Source organism: Pyxidicoccus trucidator, from assembly GCF_010894435.1.
Lineage (GTDB): Bacteria > Myxococcota > Myxococcia > Myxococcales > Myxococcaceae > Myxococcus > Myxococcus trucidator.
The window spans coordinates 295,823-315,898 of the sequence record NZ_JAAIXZ010000003.1; the positions used below are offsets into that span (position 1 = coordinate 295,823).

20 protein-coding genes are annotated in these 20,076 nt (G+C 72.0%); 8 read left to right on the top strand and 12 right to left on the bottom strand.

Features of this window, described 5'->3' with window-relative positions:
• Position 1 precedes the first annotated feature (1 nt).
• From G4D85_RS11180 to G4D85_RS11200, 5 genes are read right to left on the bottom strand one after another with little or no spacing between them, the layout of a single operon-like run.
• A complete protein-coding gene (locus G4D85_RS11180) occupies positions 2–880 on the bottom strand; it encodes a class I SAM-dependent methyltransferase (RefSeq protein ID WP_164010983.1) in 879 nt (292 codons plus the stop codon).
• Positions 877–1,614, bottom strand: coding sequence for a hypothetical protein (locus G4D85_RS11185; RefSeq protein ID WP_164010985.1), 738 nt, complete (start codon positions 1,612–1,614; stop codon positions 877–879). Before G4D85_RS11185 ends, G4D85_RS11180 begins: the two co-directional genes overlap by 4 nt.
• Positions 1,611–2,954, bottom strand: a complete 1,344-nt coding sequence (locus G4D85_RS11190) for a sensor histidine kinase (protein WP_164010987.1) — start codon at positions 2,952–2,954, stop codon at positions 1,611–1,613. Before G4D85_RS11190 ends, G4D85_RS11185 begins: the two co-directional genes overlap by 4 nt.
• Entirely contained in the window at positions 2,951–3,268 is a 318-nt protein-coding gene (locus tag G4D85_RS11195; protein ID WP_240359207.1) for a hypothetical protein, read from the bottom strand. The genes G4D85_RS11190 and G4D85_RS11195 overlap by 4 nt, the downstream gene beginning before the upstream one ends.
• Positions 3,265–4,209 (bottom strand): Dyp-type peroxidase, encoded by a 945-nt coding sequence (locus tag G4D85_RS11200; protein WP_164010990.1) that lies wholly within the window; start codon positions 4,207–4,209, stop codon positions 3,265–3,267. The genes G4D85_RS11195 and G4D85_RS11200 overlap by 4 nt, the downstream gene beginning before the upstream one ends.
• Positions 4,210–4,478: 269 nt before the next feature.
• Between G4D85_RS11200 and rhtA the strand changes: the two genes are divergently transcribed.
• A complete protein-coding gene (gene rhtA / locus G4D85_RS11205; protein WP_164010992.1) occupies positions 4,479–5,369 on the top strand; it encodes a threonine/homoserine exporter RhtA in 891 nt (296 codons plus the stop codon).
• Positions 5,370–5,400: 31 nt separating this feature from the next.
• Here the strand turns inward: rhtA and G4D85_RS11210 are convergent, their stop codons facing one another.
• The 4 genes from G4D85_RS11210 to G4D85_RS11225 form a co-directional block, all read right to left on the bottom strand.
• Complete coding sequence (locus G4D85_RS11210) at positions 5,401–5,592, bottom strand: hypothetical protein (protein ID WP_164010994.1); 192 nt, start codon at positions 5,590–5,592, stop codon at positions 5,401–5,403.
• A 48-nt stretch (positions 5,593–5,640) separates the two neighbouring features.
• Positions 5,641–6,030 (bottom strand): hypothetical protein, encoded by a 390-nt coding sequence (locus G4D85_RS11215; RefSeq protein WP_164010996.1) that lies wholly within the window; start codon positions 6,028–6,030, stop codon positions 5,641–5,643.
• A 788-nt stretch (positions 6,031–6,818) separates the two neighbouring features.
• A complete protein-coding gene (locus G4D85_RS11220; RefSeq protein ID WP_164010998.1) occupies positions 6,819–8,066 on the bottom strand; it encodes a cytochrome-c peroxidase in 1,248 nt (415 codons plus the stop codon).
• A gap of 152 nt (positions 8,067–8,218) precedes the next feature.
• A complete protein-coding gene (locus G4D85_RS11225; RefSeq protein WP_205525510.1) occupies positions 8,219–9,700 on the bottom strand; it encodes a DOMON domain-containing protein in 1,482 nt (493 codons plus the stop codon).
• A 225-nt stretch (positions 9,701–9,925) separates the two neighbouring features.
• On the opposite strand from G4D85_RS11225, the gene G4D85_RS11230 reads away from it, so the two are divergent.
• Positions 9,926–10,585, top strand: a complete 660-nt coding sequence (locus tag G4D85_RS11230; RefSeq protein ID WP_164011001.1) for a hypothetical protein — start codon at positions 9,926–9,928, stop codon at positions 10,583–10,585.
• A gap of 63 nt (positions 10,586–10,648) precedes the next feature.
• On the opposite strand, the gene G4D85_RS11235 is transcribed toward G4D85_RS11230, so the two are convergent.
• Positions 10,649–11,383, bottom strand: a complete 735-nt coding sequence (locus G4D85_RS11235; protein WP_164011003.1) for a DNA methyltransferase — start codon at positions 11,381–11,383, stop codon at positions 10,649–10,651.
• Between the two features lie 183 nt (positions 11,384–11,566).
• Between G4D85_RS11235 and G4D85_RS11240 the strand changes: the two genes are divergently transcribed.
• Together G4D85_RS11240 and G4D85_RS11245 are read left to right on the top strand one after the other, a co-directional pair.
• Positions 11,567–12,352, top strand: coding sequence for an alpha/beta fold hydrolase (locus G4D85_RS11240; protein ID WP_164011005.1), 786 nt, complete (start codon positions 11,567–11,569; stop codon positions 12,350–12,352).
• Positions 12,353–12,384: 32 nt separating this feature from the next.
• A complete protein-coding gene (locus G4D85_RS11245; protein ID WP_164011007.1) occupies positions 12,385–12,819 on the top strand; it encodes a hypothetical protein in 435 nt (144 codons plus the stop codon).
• Between the two features lie 7 nt (positions 12,820–12,826).
• Here G4D85_RS11245 and G4D85_RS11250 read toward each other — a convergent pair whose 3' ends face one another.
• A complete protein-coding gene (locus G4D85_RS11250; RefSeq protein ID WP_164011009.1) occupies positions 12,827–13,540 on the bottom strand; it encodes a molybdopterin-dependent oxidoreductase in 714 nt (237 codons plus the stop codon).
• Entirely contained in the window at positions 13,533–14,192 is a 660-nt protein-coding gene (locus G4D85_RS11255; RefSeq protein ID WP_275900282.1) for a cytochrome b/b6 domain-containing protein, read from the bottom strand. The genes G4D85_RS11250 and G4D85_RS11255 overlap by 8 nt, the downstream gene beginning before the upstream one ends.
• A gap of 240 nt (positions 14,193–14,432) precedes the next feature.
• Here G4D85_RS11255 and G4D85_RS11260 point away from each other — a divergent pair, with 240 nt between their 5' ends.
• From G4D85_RS11260 to G4D85_RS11275, 4 genes are all read left to right on the top strand, one after another.
• A complete protein-coding gene (locus G4D85_RS11260) occupies positions 14,433–17,036 on the top strand; it encodes a right-handed parallel beta-helix repeat-containing protein (RefSeq protein WP_164011013.1) in 2,604 nt (867 codons plus the stop codon).
• A 122-nt stretch (positions 17,037–17,158) separates the two neighbouring features.
• Positions 17,159–17,671: an RNA polymerase sigma factor gene (locus G4D85_RS11265; protein ID WP_240359208.1), complete on the top strand. Its 513-nt coding sequence runs from the start codon at positions 17,159–17,161 to the stop codon at positions 17,669–17,671.
• A complete protein-coding gene (locus tag G4D85_RS11270; RefSeq protein WP_164011017.1) occupies positions 17,668–18,438 on the top strand; it encodes an anti-sigma factor in 771 nt (256 codons plus the stop codon). The genes G4D85_RS11265 and G4D85_RS11270 overlap by 4 nt, the downstream gene beginning before the upstream one ends.
• Positions 18,435–19,967 carry a caspase family protein gene (locus G4D85_RS11275; RefSeq protein ID WP_164011019.1) on the top strand — a complete coding sequence of 511 codons (1,533 nt, stop codon included), beginning with the start codon at positions 18,435–18,437 and terminating at the stop codon, positions 19,965–19,967. The genes G4D85_RS11270 and G4D85_RS11275 overlap by 4 nt, the downstream gene beginning before the upstream one ends.
• The last annotated feature ends 109 nt before the right edge of the window (positions 19,968–20,076 follow it).

Below are 20,076 nucleotides of genomic sequence, written 5' to 3' on the forward strand. Positions count from 1 at the left end.
CTCAGCCCGCTCTGCGGAGCACGAGCAGCGCGTACTCCAGCCCGCCATCCATCAGTCCCTGCTGGAGCCGCAGGTGCTCGCGGCTGGACTCGCCCCGTCCCGCCTGCGCCAGCGCGCGCAGCGGGTGCACGCCGCTGTGGGCCGCGCGCTCATGGGCGAGCAGCTCCAGCGTGAGGGACCAGAAGCCCACCACGCGCGAGGACACGTCGTCGCGCACCTCCAGCTCCAGCCCCGCGGCGTGCGCGGCGGACAGGTACTCGTCGAGCGAACCGATGCGCGTGCGCCAGTACCTGTCGAAGGGCCCGGCCGCCTCCGGCCGCCCGAGGAAGCAGTCGGCGATGGCCACCACGCCCCGGGGCTTGAGCAGCGCGCGCACGCGGCGGAACCAGTCCGCGCGAGGCAGGTAGCACGCGCTCTCCACCGCCACCACCGCGTCGAAGCACGCGCGGCCCGGCACCGCGAGCGCGTCACACAACAGCGGCTTCACCCGCGCGCCCAGGCCGGCGGCCTCCGCGAAGCTCCGCGCCAGCTCCACGTGCGAGGGCACGTTCGTCACCGCCGTCACCCGGGCGTGGTGCTCGGCCGCCCAGTACAGCGCGCCGCCGCCCAGGCCGCAGCCCACGTCCAGCACGTCGCCGCCGTCCGGGAAGTGGCCCACCGCGCGGGCCAGCTCCGCCAGCAGCGCCTCCTGCGAGGCGTGGAGCTGGGCGCGCACCGCGTCCTCGGGAGAGCCCGGGGGCGGCACCGCGTCCACCAGCCCGGAGTGGTAGTGCACGCGCGGGCCCGGCCCGTACCGGCGCAGAATCCGCTCCGTCTTCGCGTCGTAGTACCCGGCCACCTCGTCACGCCACACCTCGGTCTTCGGGGCTTCAGCCCTCATGACTCCACCTCCGGGAGAATCGGTTCGATGCGACGCAGCGCCGCGTCCAGGCAGCGCAGGTCCTGCCGTCGCAGGGCTTCCGTGGCGTCGCGGGCCCAGCCCACCACCACGTTGCGGTCTTCGGGCGGCATGCTGGTGAAGCGCGTGTCGCGCGAGCGGATGTCCTCCACCACGTGCGCGGCCACGCCCAGCGCCCGGCCCGCCGCCGAGGCGCGCCCCTCCAGCACCGTGCCCGCCCACAGCACGCGCAGGTACGCCGCCCACTGCTGGCCGGCGATGCCCTCGGCCACCTGGCGGAACAGCGGCGCGGACCACTCGCGCGCGCGCACCTCCAGCGCCTGGGGCCCCGCCGCCATCGCCAGCGTGCGCGTGGCCTCCGCCAGCGCCCGCGCCGGCACCCGCGCCTGCTCTCCGGCGAGCGTGGAGAAGGCCAGGTTCTGCAGGAGGAACTGCACGCACGGCCCCACCCGCTGCGGAGACTCGTGGTAGGTGCAGTCGCCGTCGATGAGGTCGTCCGCGAGGTTGCCCGCGCAGAAGCTGAAGAAGAGGCCCGCGCCGCGCGCCAGCAGCATGGGCCGGGACAGCCCCGCCTCGGCGCCCGCCTCGTAGAAGAGGGGCAGCGGCCCGGGCTGGCCGGCCTCCAGCGCGGCGAGCACGTCCCGCTCGGACACCTCCGGCAGCTCCAGTCGCCGGAGCACTCGCAGCGCTTCCTGGTACAGGGCTCCACCGCTCATCGGTACTCCCGGGGAATGAGCACGCGAAGCAGGGCGCCGCCGCCGGGCGCGTTCTGTCGGTGCAGGATGCCGCCGCTGGCGCGCAGCAGGCACTCACTGGTGTAGAGGCCCAGCCCCGTGCCCTGGGGCTTGGTGGTGAACAGCTCCTCGGCGGGGCCGGTGAGACGCGCGGCCGGGAAGCCCGGCCCGTCGTCGGTGATGGTGACCTCCAGCCGTCCGCTGAGCGGGTCCACGCGCGCGCGGATGTGGACCTCGTCGGCGCCGTGCTCTCCGTCGCCCTCGCAGGCGTTGAGCACCAGGTTCTCCACCACCCGGCGCAGGGTGGTGGCGCCGCCGCGCATGAGGGCGCGCATCGGCTGCTCGCGCTCCACCTCCACATGAATGTCCACGTCCGGGAAGCGCAGGCCCACGCTGGCCTGCACGGCGTTCAGCACCGGGGGCAGCTCCACGGGCTCCGGGTCCGTGCCGGCGTAGCGCCGGCCCTTGGCGCGTATCTCCGTCACCATCTCCTTTATCTGCGCCAGGCTGTCGTGGAGCGTCTTCACCAGCTCCTCGTAGTCCGAGCGGCCCAGGGCGCCGCGCTGCACGCCCATGACGGCCAGCATGTCCGCCGCGCCGCCCGCGGACAGGAGCGCGTTGTCCAAATCGTGGTGGTAGCCGAGGATTTCCCCCAGCGCCTGGGACAGCCGGCCCACGTCGCGCTCCTGCTGCTCCAGCAGTTGCGCGTGCACGGCGGCGCGCAGGCGCTCCGCGTCCTCGCGGGCCCTGTCATGCTGCACGGCGAAGGTGCCCAGGTACAGCTGCGCGGTGAGGGCCGCGGGGCCGATGACGCCGAAGAGGGCGAGGTGCTCGTCGCTCTCTCGAAGGGGCAGGGCGGCGAGCAGCGCCAGCGCGGTGCCCACGGCGAGGAAGGGCTGGCGCGGCGTCACGCGGTGCAGCCGGCCGTGGAAGGCGGTGGTGAAGAGGAAGAGGGACGCGACGACGGCGGCCCCCGGCAGCGAGGACAGCGCCATGAGGGCGGCCAGGAAGAAGTGCATGGCGGCCACGCCGAAGACGAGCCACAGCCAGCCCCAGGGCTCGATTCGCTGGCGGCGCTGGTGGACGGCGGAGAAGAGCAGGCCGTTGGCCAGCATGGGCACCGCGCACAGCAGCCCGACGCCGAAGGGGATGCCGAAGAAGAGGCGCGCCCCCGGCGCCCACGCGACGATGGCCAGCAGGCCCACCACGAAGACGGTGAGCACCAGCCAGGGGCCCACGCCCGCGGCGGCGAGGACCTCGACCGCGTCCTGGGCGCGCGTCCAGCGGCGGAAGGCCGTGCGAAGGGTGCCGCGCCTGCTCATACCGTGGCGGTGAGGGAAACACCCGCTGCCTTGTTGAGGGTGTTGGCTTCCTGGGTGGCCTGCGTCGCGCGGTGGTCCAGCTCCGCGACGATGTCCGGGTTGCCGCGCCGGAGGAGGTGCACCTCCACCTCGCCACCGGCGAGGACATGGTGCAGCGCCTTCAGCACCGGCTCGAGCACCGGGTTGACGGCGAGCGAGCCCTCCGCGCCTTCCACCGCGCCCAGCTCCTGAACGCGCATCAGGTAGGCCCCCAGTCCGCTGGCCAGTGTGACGTTGACGGCGCTCGGCCCATGGATGTCGGCGTAACCACTCATGGCGATATCCCCCCTGGGGCCCGTGCTCCGGGCCCTTCTCGTGGTTGTACAAGGTTCCCCCTGTCCGAGTCGCCTCCCCGGCCATGACGCCCCCTCCCATTCGCTCGTGACGCGGCCTCGCGCAGCGGGTCGCCGGTGACGTCTTGAAGCCAATCCCGGGAGGGCGCGAGGTACAGGCCGCCCCCCACGGGTGTGGCGTGACGCAGCACCGCGTCCGGCGGTGCGCCCGCGACTCCGAGCAGCGTGTCCAGCGCGCGGTGGAAGCGGACCGGGTCCGCGGCGGCGGCGAGGAAGGCCAGGCCCTCCTCGCCGGACTGGCGGAAGGGAAAGCCCCGGCGGATGAGCCCCTCGAGGCTGGCGCGCTGGGGCTCGGCGTCGGGAGTGTCCCGCACCACCCGCAGGCGGGCGCGCGGGGGGCGGGACACGTCCTGCTGGAAGCGCAGGTACAGCATCCACGCGGCGCCGGAGAGGGGGCCGGCGGGGATGATGGCGCCGCGCTGGACCTCCTCGCGGGACGGAGCGTGGCGCGCGTTGGAGAGGCCGGGCGGCTCGAGGCCCTCGCCGATGCGGCCGCCGAGGACTTCCTCCTCGGGGACGAGGACGCCGGCGACGCGGGCGGCGGTGCGGCGCAGGGCCCAGAGGAGGCGCTCGCGGGTGGGCGCGGCGAGCTGCACCAGCACCTGGGCCTGGGTGGAGGGGAAGTGCGTGTGTGCGCCGCGGCGGGGAAGCAGGGGCGGGCCGGCCTCCGCGTCGGCGTGGGGCGACACGAGCGACGCGTCGAAGGCGAGCACGGCGTGGATGTCGCCCGCGCGGCGCAGCTCCGCGTAGGCGTCCGCCGCGGCCTCGCGCACCTGGGACGCCGCGCTCGAGCGGCTCAGCCTCCAGACAGCGAGGGCGCTGAAGTCACCTGGTGAATGGAACAATCCTTCTTGGGGCTTCATGCTGGTGTCCCCCCGGAAACCAGTCACAGCCGTGGATGCCTCGCGGGGCCGTGCTTCGTTGACCCCGCACTTTCTTTCGACGGTGAGCAAAGCGGGGCCTCACGAGTCCCGTCAAACCCATGAGTCCGGGGAGTGTTGTCCAGCATCTTCGCGCGGTCCGGGAGGGTCGGCAGGTGATGACCGGTGGACAGCTGGGGGCCGGGAGGCGGGGCGCGGCCGGGTGACGGATGGGCGTGGAGGGGGAGCGGCCTCGTGCGAAGGTGGGCGCAATGTCTCGAATGCAGTCGATGCGGAGCCCGGTGGCCGTCGCGGTGCTGGCGGTGCTGGCCGCGATGAGCACCATCCAGTTTGGAGCGTCGCTGGCCAAGGGGTTGTTCCCGGTGCTGGGCGCGCAGGGCACCACGGCGCTCCGGCTGGGCTTCGCCACGCTGATACTGCTGGCCTTCTGGCGGCCGTGGCGCAGGAAGCTCACCCGCCGCGACGTGCTCGCGGTGGGGGTGTATGGCGCGGCGCTCGGGGGGATGAACCTGACGTTCTACCTGGCGCTGGAGCGGATTCCGCTGGGGATTGCGGTGGCCATCGAGTTCACCGGGCCGCTGGCGGTGGCGCTGCTGTCGACGCGCAGGCCCATCGACTTCGTGTGGGCGTTGCTCGCGGTGGCGGGCATCCTGCTGATTCTGCCGCTGTCGGAGGCCTCGCAGCCGCTGGACCCGGTGGGTGTCGTCTGGGCGCTGGCGGCCGGGGCGTGCTGGGCGCTGTACATCCTCTTCGGGCAGCGGGCCGGAGCGGCGGTGCACGGAGGTACGGCCACGTCACTGGGCATGGCGACGGCGGCGCTGCTGGTGATGCCGTTCGGCGTGGCGCACGCGGGGGAGGGGCTGCTGAACGTGTCGCTGTGGCCGGCGGCGCTGGGCGTGGCGGTGCTTTCGAGCGCGCTGCCCTACTCGCTGGAGATGATTGCGCTGAAGGAGCTGCCGACGCGGACGTTCGGAATCCTGATGAGCCTGGAGCCGGCAATCGCTGCGGTGTCGGGGCTGGTGATTCTGGGGGAGCAGCTCGCGCTGGTGCAGTGGGTGGCGATTGGCTGCGTCATCCTCGCGTCCGCGGGCAGCGCGGCGACGGCACGCAAGTCCGTGCCGGCGCCGGACGCGGTGTCGTGAGGGGCGGCGCGGGGAGGATGTGAAGAGCGACTCAAGTCCCGGCGTCCGACGCGGGCACACGTCCGGTGGACAGGAAGGCGCTGTAGCGGCGCAGGTACCGCAGGGCGCCGTTGTCCAGGTAGTCCAGCCACCGGCGGACCGCCCACCTGGGGCGCAGTGCTTCCAGGCCCTTCCATTCGGCTCGGTGCTCAGGCTTTGACCGGTCCGAGCGCGGCAGCGCCACGAGCCGCTGCCTTCCCTCATCGTGCTCGGCGATGCTCGCACGGAGCCGCTAGCGGACGGGTTGGATGGACTCCCACCACGCGGCGATTGAAGCTGGCGTCCAGTGCGAGTCCCCGTCCATGGCATACGCGGACACCGGGTTGCACCAGGCGGCGTCGAGGAGTTGCCACAGTTCGTACTCCGAGGTGGCCTGACGATAGAGGAACTCGCCTGTGCTATCGAAGAGGCACACGTTGTTCGGAGCAAGCTCGGGCCCCATCCCGCAGACGTCATCGTCACCGACATAGATGGGACCGGGGATGCCCCACGGGTGGCGGGCCTCCCAGCTGGCGCGGAAGTAGCGGTCCGTGTCGTGACTGAAGCCCCACCGCCGGAGTACGGCCGTGACGTCGAGGAACGGCTCGTCCCAACGGATGTGCTCGTGCTTCGGCTGCGTCATGACCGTGGAGCCTACTCATTCAGAACGCGGATGAGTCCTGCCGGGCCTGGAGGGGCTGCGCGAACCAGGCCCTGGCGCGGTTTCCGCCGCCATCATGCACTCCGTCTCAACCGTGGAGCACCCACCAGCCCAGCCCGGGTGGGGACGGGAGCGGAAGGAACCGTCATTCCGCGGGTCGGTCGCCCAGAGACAGGTGACTCCCCTGTGCGGGCGGACGTGGAACGAACGTTCCTTCCGGAGGTCCGCCGCCTGGAGCGGGGCTTCGCCTGTGCGGGCGGACGTGGAACGAACGTTCCTTCCGGAGGTCTTCCACCTGAAGCGGGGGCTCCGCCTGTGCGGGCGGACGTGGAACGAACGTTCCTTCCGGAGGTCTTCCACCTGAAGCGGGGGCTCCGCCTGTGCGAGCGGACGTGGAACGAACGTTCCTTCCGGAGGTCTTCCACCTGGGGCGAGGGGCTCAGCCTGTGCGGGCGGGCGCGGAAGGAACGGTCATTCCGGACGTGTGCCGGCCGCGCCGAGGGCTCCCGCATGTTCCGGGAGTGGAAGGAGCGGTCATTCTGAGCGTGCCCCGCCTGGGACGGGAGCCTCCCGCGTGTGGCGGACGTGGAAGGAACGGTCATTCCGGGCATGTGCCGCCTCGGTCAGGCGAAGAGCAGGCGGCGGCATGTGCAGTGAGGCCGTGTCGCGAACTGGCTGGGGCCGAGCACGGATGCGGTGCCCTGTGCCATCACTTCTCACGTCATGAGTCAGGCCATGGCGGGATACGCACGAGCCAACGGACTTCATCCTCAGGGGAAGCCATTCCACGGTGGTCCTGCGCGCACGCCTTCCAGCGAGCGCAGGAAGGCGTGCAGGGCCGACCGCTCCGCCGGCTCCAGCGTCACCGGACGCAGCAGCGGAGACACCTCACCGAGATAGCGCCCCGGAGCCCGCGCCGCGATGAGATGGAAGTCCACCACCTCCTCCAGCGTGGCGAAGCGGCCGTTGTGCCCATAGGGCGCGGACGCGAGGAGGTTGCGCAGCGGCGGCGTGCGGAAGGCACCTTGAAGTCCCGGCCCCACTTCCCATCCAGGCAGGGGACGCAGGCCGTCGAAGTAGGGCCCCTGCGTGTTGAAGGGATTGGCCACGAGGATGCTCCACCCCCGCTCACGTCCCGGGTCGAGCTCCTTGTCCTCCGCGGACGGCACACCGAGGTTGTGGAAGCCCTCGTCGCTGAGCATCGGCCCGGAGTGGCACCCGTCGCACCCGGCGCGGAAGAAGACATACAGCCCCTCGCGAGCCTCGGAGGACAGCGCCGTCTCCTCACCTCCGAGGAAGCGGTCGAAAGGAGAGGGCCCCGCCGCCAGCCTGCGCAGGTAGGCCTCGATGGCCTTGCCCACGTTGGCGGCGAGGCGGTTGACGGTGGCCCGGTCCTCGGGACGCATTCCGTCGAATGTGGCGTCACCGGGCCCGCCAACGGGAGGAAAGCGTTCGAAGGGCAGCGAGGGCCGCTCACCGAAGACGGCGGCGTAGTCCTGCCCCATCCCATTCACCACCCGGTGCGAGAGCTCCAGGCGGGTGGTGGCCATCTCCGCCGGGTTCTCGATGGCGAACAGCGGCTGCGACCACAGCGTGTCCGCGCGCCCGTCCCACAGTTGGGTGCGCATCCACGCGGCGTTGAGCAGGGAAGGGGAGTTGCGCCCGAGCGAATCCGTGGCCGAGCCGGGTGGAGTCTCCGGATGCGCGCGCCCGTCATCGAACTCCTCTTCGGGCAGGTGGCAGCCGAAGCAGGCCACCGTGAAGCTGCTGGAGATGGAGGTGGCGAAGAACAGCCGCTGTCCCAGCCGGGCGGCCGCTTCGGAGTCCGCCACCGCGTTGCCGCGTGCCGGAGGAAGCGAGTCGGGAAGGCGCATGGCGCGGGCCCGCTGGCACTGCTCCGAAGAGAGGCGCGCGTCGATTGCGCACGGGCCCGGGTTAGGCGGCGGCGTGGGTTCCTCCTCCGGCGAGCCCGCGCCGCCACAGGCACAGATGAGCAGCAGCCCCAGCGAAACACGCACGGCACACTCCACCCGCGAGGCCCGGCCCGCTCGCGCGAGCCGACTTTCCCCACGAACGGAAGCCGGCGGCAAGCTGGCCCTTGCCCGCCGCGTCCGGCTCCTCGGGCGCTTCGAACGTCACCGGTGAGCGGGAGCTGGCGGCAAGCCAGCCCTTACTTCGTGTCTTCCGCCACGCCCGGCTCCTCGGGCGCGGCGAACGTCTCCGACGTGTACTTGCCCGTCTTCGCGTCGAACGTGTGGCGCGCGGCGAGCCGCTTCTCTCCGCGCTTGCCGTCCGCGGTCTCCGGCACCTCGAACGCCTCCAGGCGCGTCAGGTCCGCGCTCACCGTGTACTCCACGGGGTGGCCGCTCAGGCCGCCCGCGCCATCCAGGTTTTCCGCCTTGGAGAACCTCCCCTGCGCGTCCACGGTGAAGTGCTGGAAGAACACCACCGGGCACGCGCCGCACGCGCCAGCGCCCATCGGGTTGTTGGGGCCGTCGTAGACCTGCACGAGGTGCAGGCCCGGCGCCCGCTGCGCCACCTTCACCTCGTCAGCACCCACGCTCTGCGTGTGCAGAAGCTTCGTCCCCCTGCGAGACACCACCCACCGACTCACCCCGCCATACTCATTCGTCACCGCCGGCACGGAGACGACCTCCACGTCCCCCACCTTTCCCAGGCTCTTCACCGACGCCAAATCAATCTGCACCACGTCGGGGCTCGGCACCGTCGGCGTGTACTGGTACGCCTCCGGGCGATTCACCCAGACCTGGAGCGCATCCGCGTCCGGGCCCGGCACGTACGAGGCGCCCGGCTGCTCCTTCAGCGCCCGTTCCAGCAACTCCGGCCACTTCCCGAAGCGCAGCGGAGCCTTCAGCGCCACCGCGTGGAAGGTGGACGCGTCACCGAACTTCCGCTTCGGCGAAGAGGACAGGAACGTCTCCTGCTTCGCGCCGCCCTCGTCGCTGTCCACCAGGTCCACCAGCACGCGCACGTCGCGCAGCGGAGCCTGCGCGGTGCGAGGAAAGGCGCCCACGGGGATGAAGGCCTCGAAGCGGTAGCCGCCCGGGAAGGGCTCGTAGCGCGCCGGGCCCACCGGGCCATTCAGCCCGAAGCGCACCGCGCCGCCCGCGGGCATCAGCCCGTACTGCGCCACCAGGTCGGACTGGAGCTGCTTGCGCCGCGCGGTCTGCTGCTTCCACCACGCCTTGCACGCCTCGGGGTTCTCCTGGTCGACCCTGGCGCAGTCGGACTCCCGGGGGACGAGGTTGTCACTCAGGTGGCTGATGAAGGCCAGCGGCGGCATCTTCGGCTGCGGCAGCGCGAGCCACACCTCGGCATGGTCCGCGTTGATGTCCTTCTTGCCCGTGAGCTGCACCTTGTCGTCGAGCACCTCGCCGGCGATGGCGAGTCCCTCGGTGCCCAGGGCCAGCCACACCTTCGCGGACAGGTCCGCGGGCGAGGCCACCTTCAGGCTCCCCGCCACCTGATTCGCCGCGCCCAGCGTCAGCGAGGGCGGCTGCGTCCACTCGTCGAGCTTCCCATCGGCCTTGAAGCCCGAGGGCACGCCCTCGTGGAGCACGAGCGAGCCAGTGGGTGGCGGCGAAGCGGGCGCGGCGGAGAGCAGCAGCAGCATGGCGGGCAGCGTGAGCATGGCGACGTTCCCCCGGAGGACGGCGGTCACGCGAGGGACACCGGGTCCACCGCGGCACCGCGTGGCGAGCGGCTTCTGTCTAGCACCTCAACAAGGAAGGGGGCGTGCCTCGCTCCGGGCCCGCGAGGCCGGGGGACAGCTCCGTCCGGGCGCCCCGGAACCGGGCCACCGGCCGAGCGTCTTCGTGCTCGCCTGGAGCCGAGGGGCGCGCTACACGGCGGCGCCATGCGAGACCGAATCCAGACCGTGCTCCGCCAGCTCTCCCAGACGCCCGCGCTGGAGGCGCGCTGGCTGCACACCCTGTCCCTCATGGAGTTCATCGGAGCGCGGAAGATTTCGCGCACGGTGGCGGACCGGCATCCCTCGCTGGAGGTGCTGGGCCACCTGACCGACGAGACGCGCCACGCCTTCGCCTTCAAGCGGCTGTCGGCGGAGGTGGCCGGCGCCGAAATCACGGGCCTCCTCTGCCCGGAGGCCGCGGGCCGCTACTTCCAGGCGCTGGACCATGAGCTGGCCACCTGGGCGACGTCCTACACGGGCGCGCCGGACATGTACCTCCACTACCTGCTCACCACGACGGCGATTGAGCGGCGGGCCATGGTGCTCTACCCGCTCTACAAGGCGGCCTCGCGCCACGCCGCCGTGCGCGAGGAACTGGGCCGCGTCGTCACCGAGGAGCAGAGCCACCGGCGCACCATTGAAGACGCCTGTGTCGCGCGCCTCACCGCCGTGGGCGCCTCGCTGGATGCCGCGCTCGCGCTGGAGGAGCGCCTCTTCGCGGCCTTCATCACCGAGCTGGAGGCGGCCGTCGCGCGCGAGTCGGAGGAGGCGCAGCTCCCTCCCGCCCTGACGGCCACCGAGCCCGTCCGCCGGACACTCCAGTAGCCACGGGACGCGCCCTGCTCACAGCGAGTCAGGCGGGGGACGCCGAGGTCCGCCGGAGCGGCTTCACTCCGGGGCCTCCGTGCCCCCCATGCCGGTGAGCACGAGCGTCCCGTCCTTCCACTCGCCGCGCAGGTTGCGCGCCTTGCGCGCCCGCTTGCGGCTGAGCTCCACGCCCACCGCGTCCAGGCCGAGCGCGTTGGCCACGGCCAGCACGGTGCCGTGGCCGCAGAACGGGTCCACCACCGTGCGCGTGGCGGTGTGCTCCTGGATGAAGCGGCACGCGACGAGGCACGCCTCCACGCCCATGCCGCGCGTCCACGTCACCTCGCCCGCCTCGGGCAGCACGTCGGCGGTGGACTTCGCCATGTTCGCGCGCACGCCCCGCGAGAAGGCCAGCAGGTGCGAGTACGCGGGCCGCCCATACGTCACCGTCCCCGGCGCGCGGCGGCACACCACCTTGTGGAAGAGCAGCTCGCACCCGGCCTCCTCCGCCGCGCGTGCCACGAGGTAGCCCTTGTCCACCCAGATACCGTCCTGCTTCACGTCCGTCTGGTAGAAGAGGCCCACGCCCTCCGCCGGCACGCGCGAGAGCACGAGCCCCGCCGCGCGGACGAACCACGCCTTCCACTCCGCGAGCGTCAGCGAGGGGAACTCGGACATGTCGGGCAGCGAGGCGATGGCCGAGCACCCCTCCAGCACCGGCCGCGCTTCCAGCCAGGCCAGTGCGTCCTCGCAGTACACTGTGCGCCGCGGCTCCGTTGGCGTGAGCCCGCCCGTCCCGTCCCGTTCATCCACCATGAGGACGCGGAGTCTGCCAGAGCCCCGCCTCTGCGCCTCTCTCCCGGCTGCCGGGTGAGGGTCCCTTCACACCGCGCGCGCTCCCACATGCCCCTCCATGGCGCATGTCCCGCACTCGTGGCTTGCTTTCAGTCCTGCACATTTCTCCAGTCCTGCTTTATCATTTTGCTCAGAGGAGGCTGCATGCCCACGACTTCCGCGTCTGACGGGACTTCGCTTCACTACCGCGTTCTTGGTGATGGGCCGCGCACCGTGGTGCTGGTGCACGGGTGGATGGTGTCCGGAGCGGTATGGAACTGGATGCTGGAGCGGATGGACCTGACGGGGCTTCGGCTGATTGTCCCGGACGGCCGTGGCACGGGCCAGTCGGGGAAGCCGACCGGGGGCTACACGCTGGAGGGGCTCGCGCAGGACGTGCTCGCGGTGGCGGACGCGGCCGGGGCGCAGCGCTTCACGATCGTGGGCCACAGCATGGGCGGCCAGCTGGCGCAGTGGGTGGCGGCGCAGGTGCCCTCGCGCGTGGACGCGGTGATGCTCGTGAATCCGGTGCCTGCGGCGGGCCTGCCGCTGCCTCCGGACGCGGCGGGGCTGTTCCGCACCTCGGCGGGCAGCCGCGAGAAGCAGTCCACCATCATGAACCTGTCCTGCAAGCTGCTCGGCACCGACGTGCTGGAGACGCTGCTGAAGGACACGGCGAACACCTCCGCTCCGGCGATTGAGAACATCTTCGACGCGTGGACCAAGGGCGGCTTCGCCGACAAGCTCTCCGCGATTACGGCGCCCACGCTGGTGCTGGCGACGGATGACGCCTTCCTGCCGCCCGCGTTCCTGCGTGACGCCGTGGTGAACCCCATCCGCCGCGCGCGCCTGGCGTACCTGCCAGGCCCGGGGCACTACCCGCAGGTCGAGCGCCCGGTGGAGCTGGCGGCGGTATTGACCGCCTTCCTCTCCGGCTCCGCGCCGGCGTAGCGACATCCACGGCACCCAGGGAGGCAGTACCCATGGCCTGGAGCATGAGCTTCGACTACGACGTGCCGAACGACGTCGTCACCGCCAACTTCACCGACTGCCTGCTCACGAATGAGGCGGACGTCATGCGCTGGCGGCGCGAGGTGGAGGAGCACCTCTCCAAGTACCCTGGGAAGGTGGACCTCCTCATCAACCTGGACGGGCTGGTGGTGAAGTTCACCGCCGGCCGCATCTTCGGCAAGGAGCGCCGCGAGGTGCTGGAGCGCTACACGCACCGCTCGTACCGCTTCGGCGGGGACGAGATGACGCGCATGTTCGTCCTCACCAGCGGGGCCATCAACGGCGCGGCGGTGAACCACTACTCCACGCGCGACGAGGCCCTGGCCGCGCTCAAGTCCGAGCGCGAGGCGCTGCGCAAGCGGGGCTTTTCGCCCTTCGGTGGCAGCTTCGCCGGCAGCAAGGCGTGAGCGGGCGCTAGACGCCCGCGTACCACTCGTAGCCGCGGTCCTCCCAGTAGCCGCCGGTGGGCTCGGGCAGGAAGCTGACCTCGGTGAGGTACTTCACCATCTTGTAGCCGAGCTTCACCCCCGAGTAGAGGCGCAGCGGCGCGCCGTGCCCGGGTGACAGCGGCTGCCCGTTCATCCCGTAGGCCAGAATCGTCTGCGCGTGGAAGGCGCTCGGCCTGTCCCAGGACGAGAAGTAGTCCGAGTCGAACGAGCGGAACTCCACGTAGCCGGCGCGAGGGTCCGCGCCCACGTGCTCGGCCACGTCACGCAGCCGCACGCCGTGCCAGGACGCCACCGCGCTCCAGCCCTCCACGCAGTGGTGGCGGATGCGGTACTCCGTGCGAGGCAGCCGCTGGAGCTCCTCCAGTGACAGCAGGCCAGGGCGCTGCACCAGACCGCCGACTTTCAGCGCCCAACCCTCGGGCGCGAGCGGCATGGCGTCGGAGATGAAGTACCTCGGGAAGTGTCCGGCCGGGGTGTCCTCCGAGGGGGGCAGCTCCGGTGCGAGCTGATCCGCGTCGAAGAGGGCGGACTGGAAGCGCGCGTTGAAGCGCTCCATGCCGCCGAGGAAGCCGGTGCGGGGGCGGCTGCTGTCGCACGCGCTGGTGGTGAGCGCGGCGGCGCCGAGCAGGGCGGTGCGGCGGGTGAGGAGCCGGCCCGAGGGGCGGAGGAGTCTAGGCATCCGGCTTCCTCCCGCCCGTCACCATCTCCCCCAGCGTGCGCGGGTGGAGGAGGACGAGGGCGAGGTGGCCGACGGTGAAGAGGGTGAAGGCCGCCAGCACGAGGAGGTGGAGGGCGCGCGCGGCGTCGTAGCCACCGAGCAGCCCGGCGAGCACCTGGAGCTGCACGGGCTTGTAGAGCGCGAGCCCGGAGAGGACGGAGAGGATGCCCAGCGCGAGCGAGCCCGTGTACGCGAGCCGCTGCAGGCCGTTGTAGAGGCCCTGCTCGGGCGCGTGCTTCCGCAGGCGGACGTACCAGGCGAGCGTGTCCAGCGCGTTGCGCGTGTCGCGGCGGGGGAGGAAGAGGCGGCGGCGCCACTCTCCGCTGAAGGCGAGGTAGAGCAGGTACGCCACGCCGTTGAGGGTGAGGAACCAGGCGAAGGCGAAGTGCCAGTGGCGGGCACCGGCGAGCCAGTCTCCCAGCCGCGTCCAGTCGGGCGGAGGCGCGCCCTGGAAGGGATACCAGCCATACGGCCGGCCCTGGCTGCCGAGCTTGGGATACGCGGCGAGAATCTGCAGGCCGCTGGCCGCCATGATGACCAGCAGCGGCACGTTGAGCCAGTGGGCCACGCGGATGGGCCACGGCTGGGGCCGACGATGTTCGAGGGCGCGCACGGCCGCACACGAGAGCACCGGAGACGTCAGCGCATCGCGGCTGGACCTCGGTGGGGGAGGGCCTCGCCCGCTAGCGGACGTCGCGAGGCCGCGAGCGTCGTGCACTCGACGGAGCACTGCCCCGGAGGGCGGCACGCGGAGGGCAAGCTGGCGCACCCTGGAAGGAGGGCGGTTCCTTGGGAGGGTGCGACCTTGCCGGTATCGTGTCGGGACTCGGCCCCGCCTGGAGGATTTTTGGACATGCATCGAGCGGACACGACGCGCCTGGCCCTGCTGGTAGGAGCGCTGGTGCTGGCCACGACGACGGGCTGCAGCCTGGAGGAAGCGCCGGGCGTCAACCTGGAGCCCTCCACTTCGGCGCGGGTGATGGTGGCGCTGCCTCGCTCGCTGCCCGCGACGGTGACGCGCGTGGTGGCGACGGCCACGCCCTCCGGTGGCGGCGGCGTCAGCCAGGAACTGGCCGGTGAGGGCACGCGGTGGCGGGGCCTGGTGCGCGGGCTCTCCGCGGGCTCGGGCGCGACGGTGGAGGCGACGGCGTTCGATGCCCAGGGCGCCGTCGTGGCGCAGGCCCAGGTGTCGGGTGTGGCGCTGACGCGGCACCGCGCGGGGCTGCTCGTCCTGGTGCCCCAGGTGCCGTTGCCGGGTGTGCCCCTGGGCAACGTGGCGCCGCACATCGACGCGGTGATGGCCCCGGCGCCGAGCGCGCGGCCGAGAGCGTCGATGGAGCTGCGCGCCGTCGCGCACGACGCGAACCCGGCCGACGTGCTGACGTACGAGTGGCGTTCCACGGGTGGCAGCTTCTCCAACGCCACGTCTCCCTCGCCGGTGTGGACGGCGCCGGAGGAGCCGGGCGAGGTCCTGATGACGCTCCAGGTGACGGACTCGCGCGGCGCGGCGGCCACGCTGGACTTCGCGGTGGGGGTGGGCACGCTCTCCGCGGAGTCGGTGGACGGGCCGGCGTCGTTCAACCGGTGGCCCGCGCTGGCGGAGCTTGCGGCGCAGCCCTCGACGGAGGTGAGCGAGGGCAGCCCGGTGGCGCTCCAGGCGGCGGCCGTGGACGAGGACGGGGACTCGCTGGTGTATGCGTGGACGGCCACGTGCGAGGGCACCTTCGACGATGCGACAGCGCCCCAGGCGAGCTTCACGCCCACCGCGCTTCCCGAGGCGGCGTGCAACAACTGCCGGTTGGCCCTGAAGGTGCGGGACGACTTCGGCGGCGAGCGCGAGGGCGTGGTGGAGCTGTGCGTGGTGCGCAAGCTGCCGCCGGTCATCGTGTCCACGTCGCAGTCCTCGCCCGGGGCCCTGGCGGGAGACCTGGTGCGGCTGGTGGCCACGGCGGAGGACCCGCAGCAGGAGCCGCTCACCTTCACGTGGACGACGAACACGGGGCTGCTCGGCGCGCCGGAGAAGTCCGGTGGCACGGGTGAAGTGGACTGGGTTTCGCTGTCGTGCCTTCCCACGGACGTGGTGCCCACGGTGCAGCTCACCGTCACCAACACGTCGGGGCTGAGTGACTCGCACACCTTCACGGTGGAGTGGAGCGGCGGGCGGTGCGGGCTGCACCCGCCGTGCTCGCTCTCGCTGGAGGGCACGACGGTGACGCTCCAGGCGGACTGCACCACGGAGGGCACGGTGTTCATCCCGGACGGGTACACGTTCGACGGAGCGGGGCGCCTGCTCACGGCGGTGGACCCGGAAGGAGGCCGCTTCCTGGGCGCGGTGCTGCGCAACCGGGGCACGACGGCGGACGTGCGCGACGTGAGGGTGGAGGGGCGCGGGCTGTCGGAGGCGCGGTGTGACGCGGGCGCCGACGCGCTGAGCGGCATCCGGCTGGAGGGGGCGAGCGGCTCCATCGTCGACAGCGAGGTGGTGGACCTGCACCAGAAGGCGGGCGCGGGCGGATGCCAGGAGGGCACGGCCATCGAGGTGCGCAACGCGACGGATGCGGCGGCGCAGGTGCACGTGGACGTGCTGCGCAACCGGGTGGAGGGCTACCAGAAGGCGGGCATCGTGGGCATGGGCCGCGTGGAGCTGCGGGTGGAGGACAACACGGTGGAGGGCGGCGGGCCGGTGGTGGGCATTGCTCGCAACGGCATCCAGGTGGGGGCCGGAGCCACGGGGCGAATCAGCGGCAACACGGTGACGGGCAACGCGTACACGGGGTCGGGCTATGTGGCCTCCGGCATCCTGGTGGTGGGCGGTCCGCTCTTCAGCCTGCCGCTGAGCCGGGACATCGTCATCCGGAACAACACGCTGGTGGACAACGACGTGGGCATCAACGTGTCCCAGGCGGAGGCGGACGGCGGGCCCTTGGCGGAGTCGACGAATCTCCAGGTGGTGGAGAACACGCTGAGCAGCGCGGCGCTGACGAACACCTTTCCGTACCAGGCGGCCATCTCGGACTACGGTGGCGGCAACCTCATCAGCCGCAATCGCATCAGCGGCGCGGGGTATGACCGGGCGACGTCGCCGGGCGCCACGTTCGACGTGGACGTGGTGGCGGACACGGCGGCGCGGGTGGTCTTCGTGACGGCGGCGCAGCGGGTGGACGCGGGGGTGTGTTCGGGAGCGCTGGTGGTGCAGAGCCAGGACACGGTGGGCAACCTGTCGGCGCTGGCGGCGCCCGCGCTGGTGCTCCAGGCGGAGGGCACGGCGGGGGTGACGTTCTACGAGGACGCGGCGTGCACGCGGGCACTGCCGGCATCGGGCGAGGGCTCGGAGCTGCGGCTGGAGGCACCGCACCAGGAAGCGGTGTTCTACTTCCGCGCCACGACGGCGGGCACCGTGACGCTGTCGGTAGCGGGTGACGGCGTGGGTGCGGAGCAGGCGCAGACGGTGGAGTGAGCCGCGAGGCGCGGGGCTGTCCGGCCCGGCGCCTGTGCCTCAGGGAAGGCTCTCGGGCGTGCTCGTGAAGAGGGCACGGAAATGTCCCAACTTCCGCGGCTCGCGTGTCCAAGCTGGTGACGATGCGCCAAGGGCTGAGCCCCACGGAGATACAAGACCTGTATGACCGGTATGCCCCTGGCATGTACCGGAGGGCCTTCGCCTTGCTTCAGCGGGAGGCGGATGCCTGGGACGCGGTGCAGGAGGCGTACATCCGCCTCATCCAGTCCGCCGCCGACTTCCGGCGGGAGTCCCGGCCGATGACGTTCGTCTACCGGGTTATCACCAACGTCTGCCTCAACATGCTCCGCTCACGGGCCCTGCGGGACGTCGCTCCCGAAGAGTCCACGGCCGCAGGCGCCGTGGACACGCTCGCCGCCACCGAGTGCCGCGACTTCCTGGTGAAGCTGGCGCGCACGCTGGACGAGCGTGGCCTCACAGTGGCGGCGCTGTACTACCTGGACGGCCTGTCCCAGGAGGAGATTGCCCAGGTGCTGGGGCTCTCCAGGAAGACCATCGTGCGCGAGGTGCAGCGCATCAGCGTCCTGGCTCGCTCACTGGGCGAGCCCGTGGCGCCGCGAGGAGGTGCCGCATGAGGGAACACCTGTCCGACCTCGTCCTGGACGAGGTCATGGCCGGCGGCCCGAGACCGCCCCACCTTGAAACCTGTGACGCCTGCCAGGGGCGGCTCTCCCGTCTGCGAACCCACGCGGAACAGACCCGTGCCGCTGCCGCCTTCTCCCGCGTCCGAGCCCAGGTCCTCGCGGAAGCAGCGGCCAGGCAGGCGCGGCCCGCCACCTCGTGGTTCTCCGGGTGGCTGCTCGTCCCCGCGCTGGCCACCCTTGTCATAGGGGTCTTCCGCGGGCCGCTCATGGAGACCGTGCGCGGCCCCACGGTGTCGGACGGACGCGAGGTCCCCACGGAGCCTGGCCCGGGGATTCGGGTGAAGGGGCCTCCCTCGGTGGAGCTCCTTCGGCTGGAGGACGGCCAGGTGAACCCCGTCCTGCATGAAGGGGACGAGGTGGCGCTCCGGCTCCGGAGTGGCGGCCGCCGCTACGCGCTGGTCGTCTCCGTGGACACGGGAGGGCAGGTGGAGGCACTCTGGCCCCTGGGTGCGCAGGAGAGCGGCGAGTTGGACGTCGAGCAGCCCGCGCCCCTGTTCCAGGTCACCCGGGGGGGCTTCGTGGTGCATGCACTCTATTCGGAGACGCCGCTGCGGCTCGACGACCTCCGTGACTGGCTGGCCACGCACGGGCCGGACTGCTCCGGAGCCACGGGGACGTCGGCCTGCCAGGAGCCCACCGGGCTTCCCGCGGGGTCCGCGCACGCGGCGGTGTCGCTCGGGGTCGAGGCGTCGCGATGACGCTCGCCCTGCTCCTCGCGGCCGTCATGGCGTCGCAGCCCGTGGCCGGAGAGGTGGAAGGGGCCCCGCGCCGCTTCGCCCTCGCGGTGGGCAACAACCGGGGTACCGGGGCCGACGCGCCGCTCCGGTACGCGGAGCGCGACGCCCGTTCGGTGCTGGGCGTGCTGATGGAGGTGGGCGGGCTGCGGCGCGAGGACGCGCTGCTCGTGCTCGGCACCGACGCGGACGCGGCGCGCGACGCGCTGGCCCGCTTCGAGCGTCACCTCAAGGCCCAGGCCAGGCCGGGAGACCAGCTCTTCGTCTACGTCTCCAGCCACGCGGACTCGGGCGAGCTGCACCTGTCCGGCACGCGCCTGCCGCTGCGCGAGGTGGTGCGCTTCATCGACAGCGCCCCCGTGAGTGTGGCCCTTCTGGTGGTGGACTCGTGCCAGTCGGGTGAGGCCGCGCGCCTCAAGGGGCTGAAGCCCATTCCCGGCGTGCTGGTGAGCGTGGAGCGGCAGGAACTCGCCGGGCGCGTCATCATCACCGCGTCCGCCGCGGACGAGTCCGCGCAGGAGTCGGACGCGCTCGCGGGCTCCGTCTTCACGCACCACCTCGTGGCCGCGCTGCGCGGAGCGGCGGACGTGTCCGGAGACGGCCGCGTCACGCTCGCCGAGGCCTATACCTACTCCTACGCGCGCACGGTGGAGTCCTCGCTCCTGTCCCGCGCGGGCACGCAGCACCCCACCTTCCACTTCGACCTCCAGGGCAAGGGAGACCTCGTCCTCTCCTCGCCCGCTCGCGCCACGTCTCTGCTGACACTGGCCATTGACGAGCCCGGGGACTGGACGGTGTCCACGCTCGCGGGGGAGCCCATCCTGGGACACGTGCGCAAGGGGACGGGAGCGGCCACGCTCGCGCTGCCCGCGGGCGGCTACATCCTCACCACCCGGAACGGGGAGCACGCGCTGGTGGCCCGCGTGCAGGTCCCCGACGCCGGGCGCGCGGAGCTGACCCGCGACCAGCTTCGCCCCCAGAAGCTGGAGGTGAACGCACTCAAGGGGCCGTCGCCCGTGCGGTGGATGGTCCACGTGGGCCCCAGCCTGGGCCTCCCCCTTGTCAGCACCTTCGGGAGGATGCTGGGCGGCACCGCCGCGCTCCAGCACGCCTGGACGGAGTCAGGGGTGAACCTGGCGACGGCGGTGGTGGAGGTCCGGCACGGACGGCACCCCTCGGGTGACTTCGAGCAGTACGACCAGTCGCTGCGGCTGGGCCTGGGCCACCTTGTACGCGACTGGCATGGGCTGCAGCTCCAGCTCACCCTGGAGGCCGGCGGAACCCTGTCCCGGCAGCAGCAGCTCAGCACGCGCGAGTCAGCACTCGCCCTGCAGCCCTACGCCGGTGTGGCGGCGGGAGTGTGGCTGCCCGTGGCGGGCCCGCTGCGGGTGTCGCTGCTGGGGAACGCGGGGCACACCTGGATGCGCACGGACGTGGGAAACCCGTCCGCGCTGTCGCTGGGGGGCAGTCTCGGCTTCGGCTGGGTGCGGTGATGTCCCATCCTGGTGGGCTTGCGTGTCCAAGGAGAGGCTCACGCAACTCCATCCAAGAGGTCTCCGCATGCAATCCCGTCTTCCGACGCACCGCTGGACGTGTCTGCTG

Bases quoted from the DNA above. Each gene is read 5' to 3' on its own strand.
- G4D85_RS11180 (WP_164010983.1), bottom strand. From the start codon at position 880: ATGAGGGCTGAAGCCCCGAAGACCGAGGTGTGGCGTGACGAGGTGGCC.
- G4D85_RS11185 (WP_164010985.1), bottom strand. From the start codon at position 1,614: ATGAGCGGTGGAGCCCTGTACCAGGAAGCGCTGCGAGTGCTCCGGCGA.
- G4D85_RS11190 (WP_164010987.1), bottom strand. From the start codon at position 2,954: ATGAGCAGGCGCGGCACCCTTCGCACGGCCTTCCGCCGCTGGACGCGC.
- G4D85_RS11195 (WP_240359207.1), bottom strand. From the start codon at position 3,268: ATGAGTGGTTACGCCGACATCCATGGGCCGAGCGCCGTCAACGTCACA.
- G4D85_RS11200 (WP_164010990.1), bottom strand. From the start codon at position 4,209: ATGAAGCCCCAAGAAGGATTGTTCCATTCACCAGGTGACTTCAGCGCC.
- rhtA (WP_164010992.1), top strand. From the start codon at position 4,479: ATGTCTCGAATGCAGTCGATGCGGAGCCCGGTGGCCGTCGCGGTGCTG.
- G4D85_RS11215 (WP_164010996.1), bottom strand. From the start codon at position 6,030: ATGACGCAGCCGAAGCACGAGCACATCCGTTGGGACGAGCCGTTCCTC.
- G4D85_RS11225 (WP_205525510.1), bottom strand. From the start codon at position 9,700: ATGCTCACGCTGCCCGCCATGCTGCTGCTGCTCTCCGCCGCGCCCGCT.
- G4D85_RS11230 (WP_164011001.1), top strand. From the start codon at position 9,926: ATGCGAGACCGAATCCAGACCGTGCTCCGCCAGCTCTCCCAGACGCCC.
- G4D85_RS11235 (WP_164011003.1), bottom strand. From the start codon at position 11,383: ATGGTGGATGAACGGGACGGGACGGGCGGGCTCACGCCAACGGAGCCG.
- G4D85_RS11240 (WP_164011005.1), top strand. From the start codon at position 11,567: ATGCCCACGACTTCCGCGTCTGACGGGACTTCGCTTCACTACCGCGTT.
- G4D85_RS11245 (WP_164011007.1), top strand. From the start codon at position 12,385: ATGGCCTGGAGCATGAGCTTCGACTACGACGTGCCGAACGACGTCGTC.
- G4D85_RS11250 (WP_164011009.1), bottom strand. From the start codon at position 13,540: ATGCCTAGACTCCTCCGCCCCTCGGGCCGGCTCCTCACCCGCCGCACC.
- G4D85_RS11260 (WP_164011013.1), top strand. From the start codon at position 14,433: ATGCATCGAGCGGACACGACGCGCCTGGCCCTGCTGGTAGGAGCGCTG.
- G4D85_RS11265 (WP_240359208.1), top strand. From the start codon at position 17,159: ATGCGCCAAGGGCTGAGCCCCACGGAGATACAAGACCTGTATGACCGG.
- G4D85_RS11270 (WP_164011017.1), top strand. From the start codon at position 17,668: ATGAGGGAACACCTGTCCGACCTCGTCCTGGACGAGGTCATGGCCGGC.
- G4D85_RS11275 (WP_164011019.1), top strand. From the start codon at position 18,435: ATGACGCTCGCCCTGCTCCTCGCGGCCGTCATGGCGTCGCAGCCCGTG.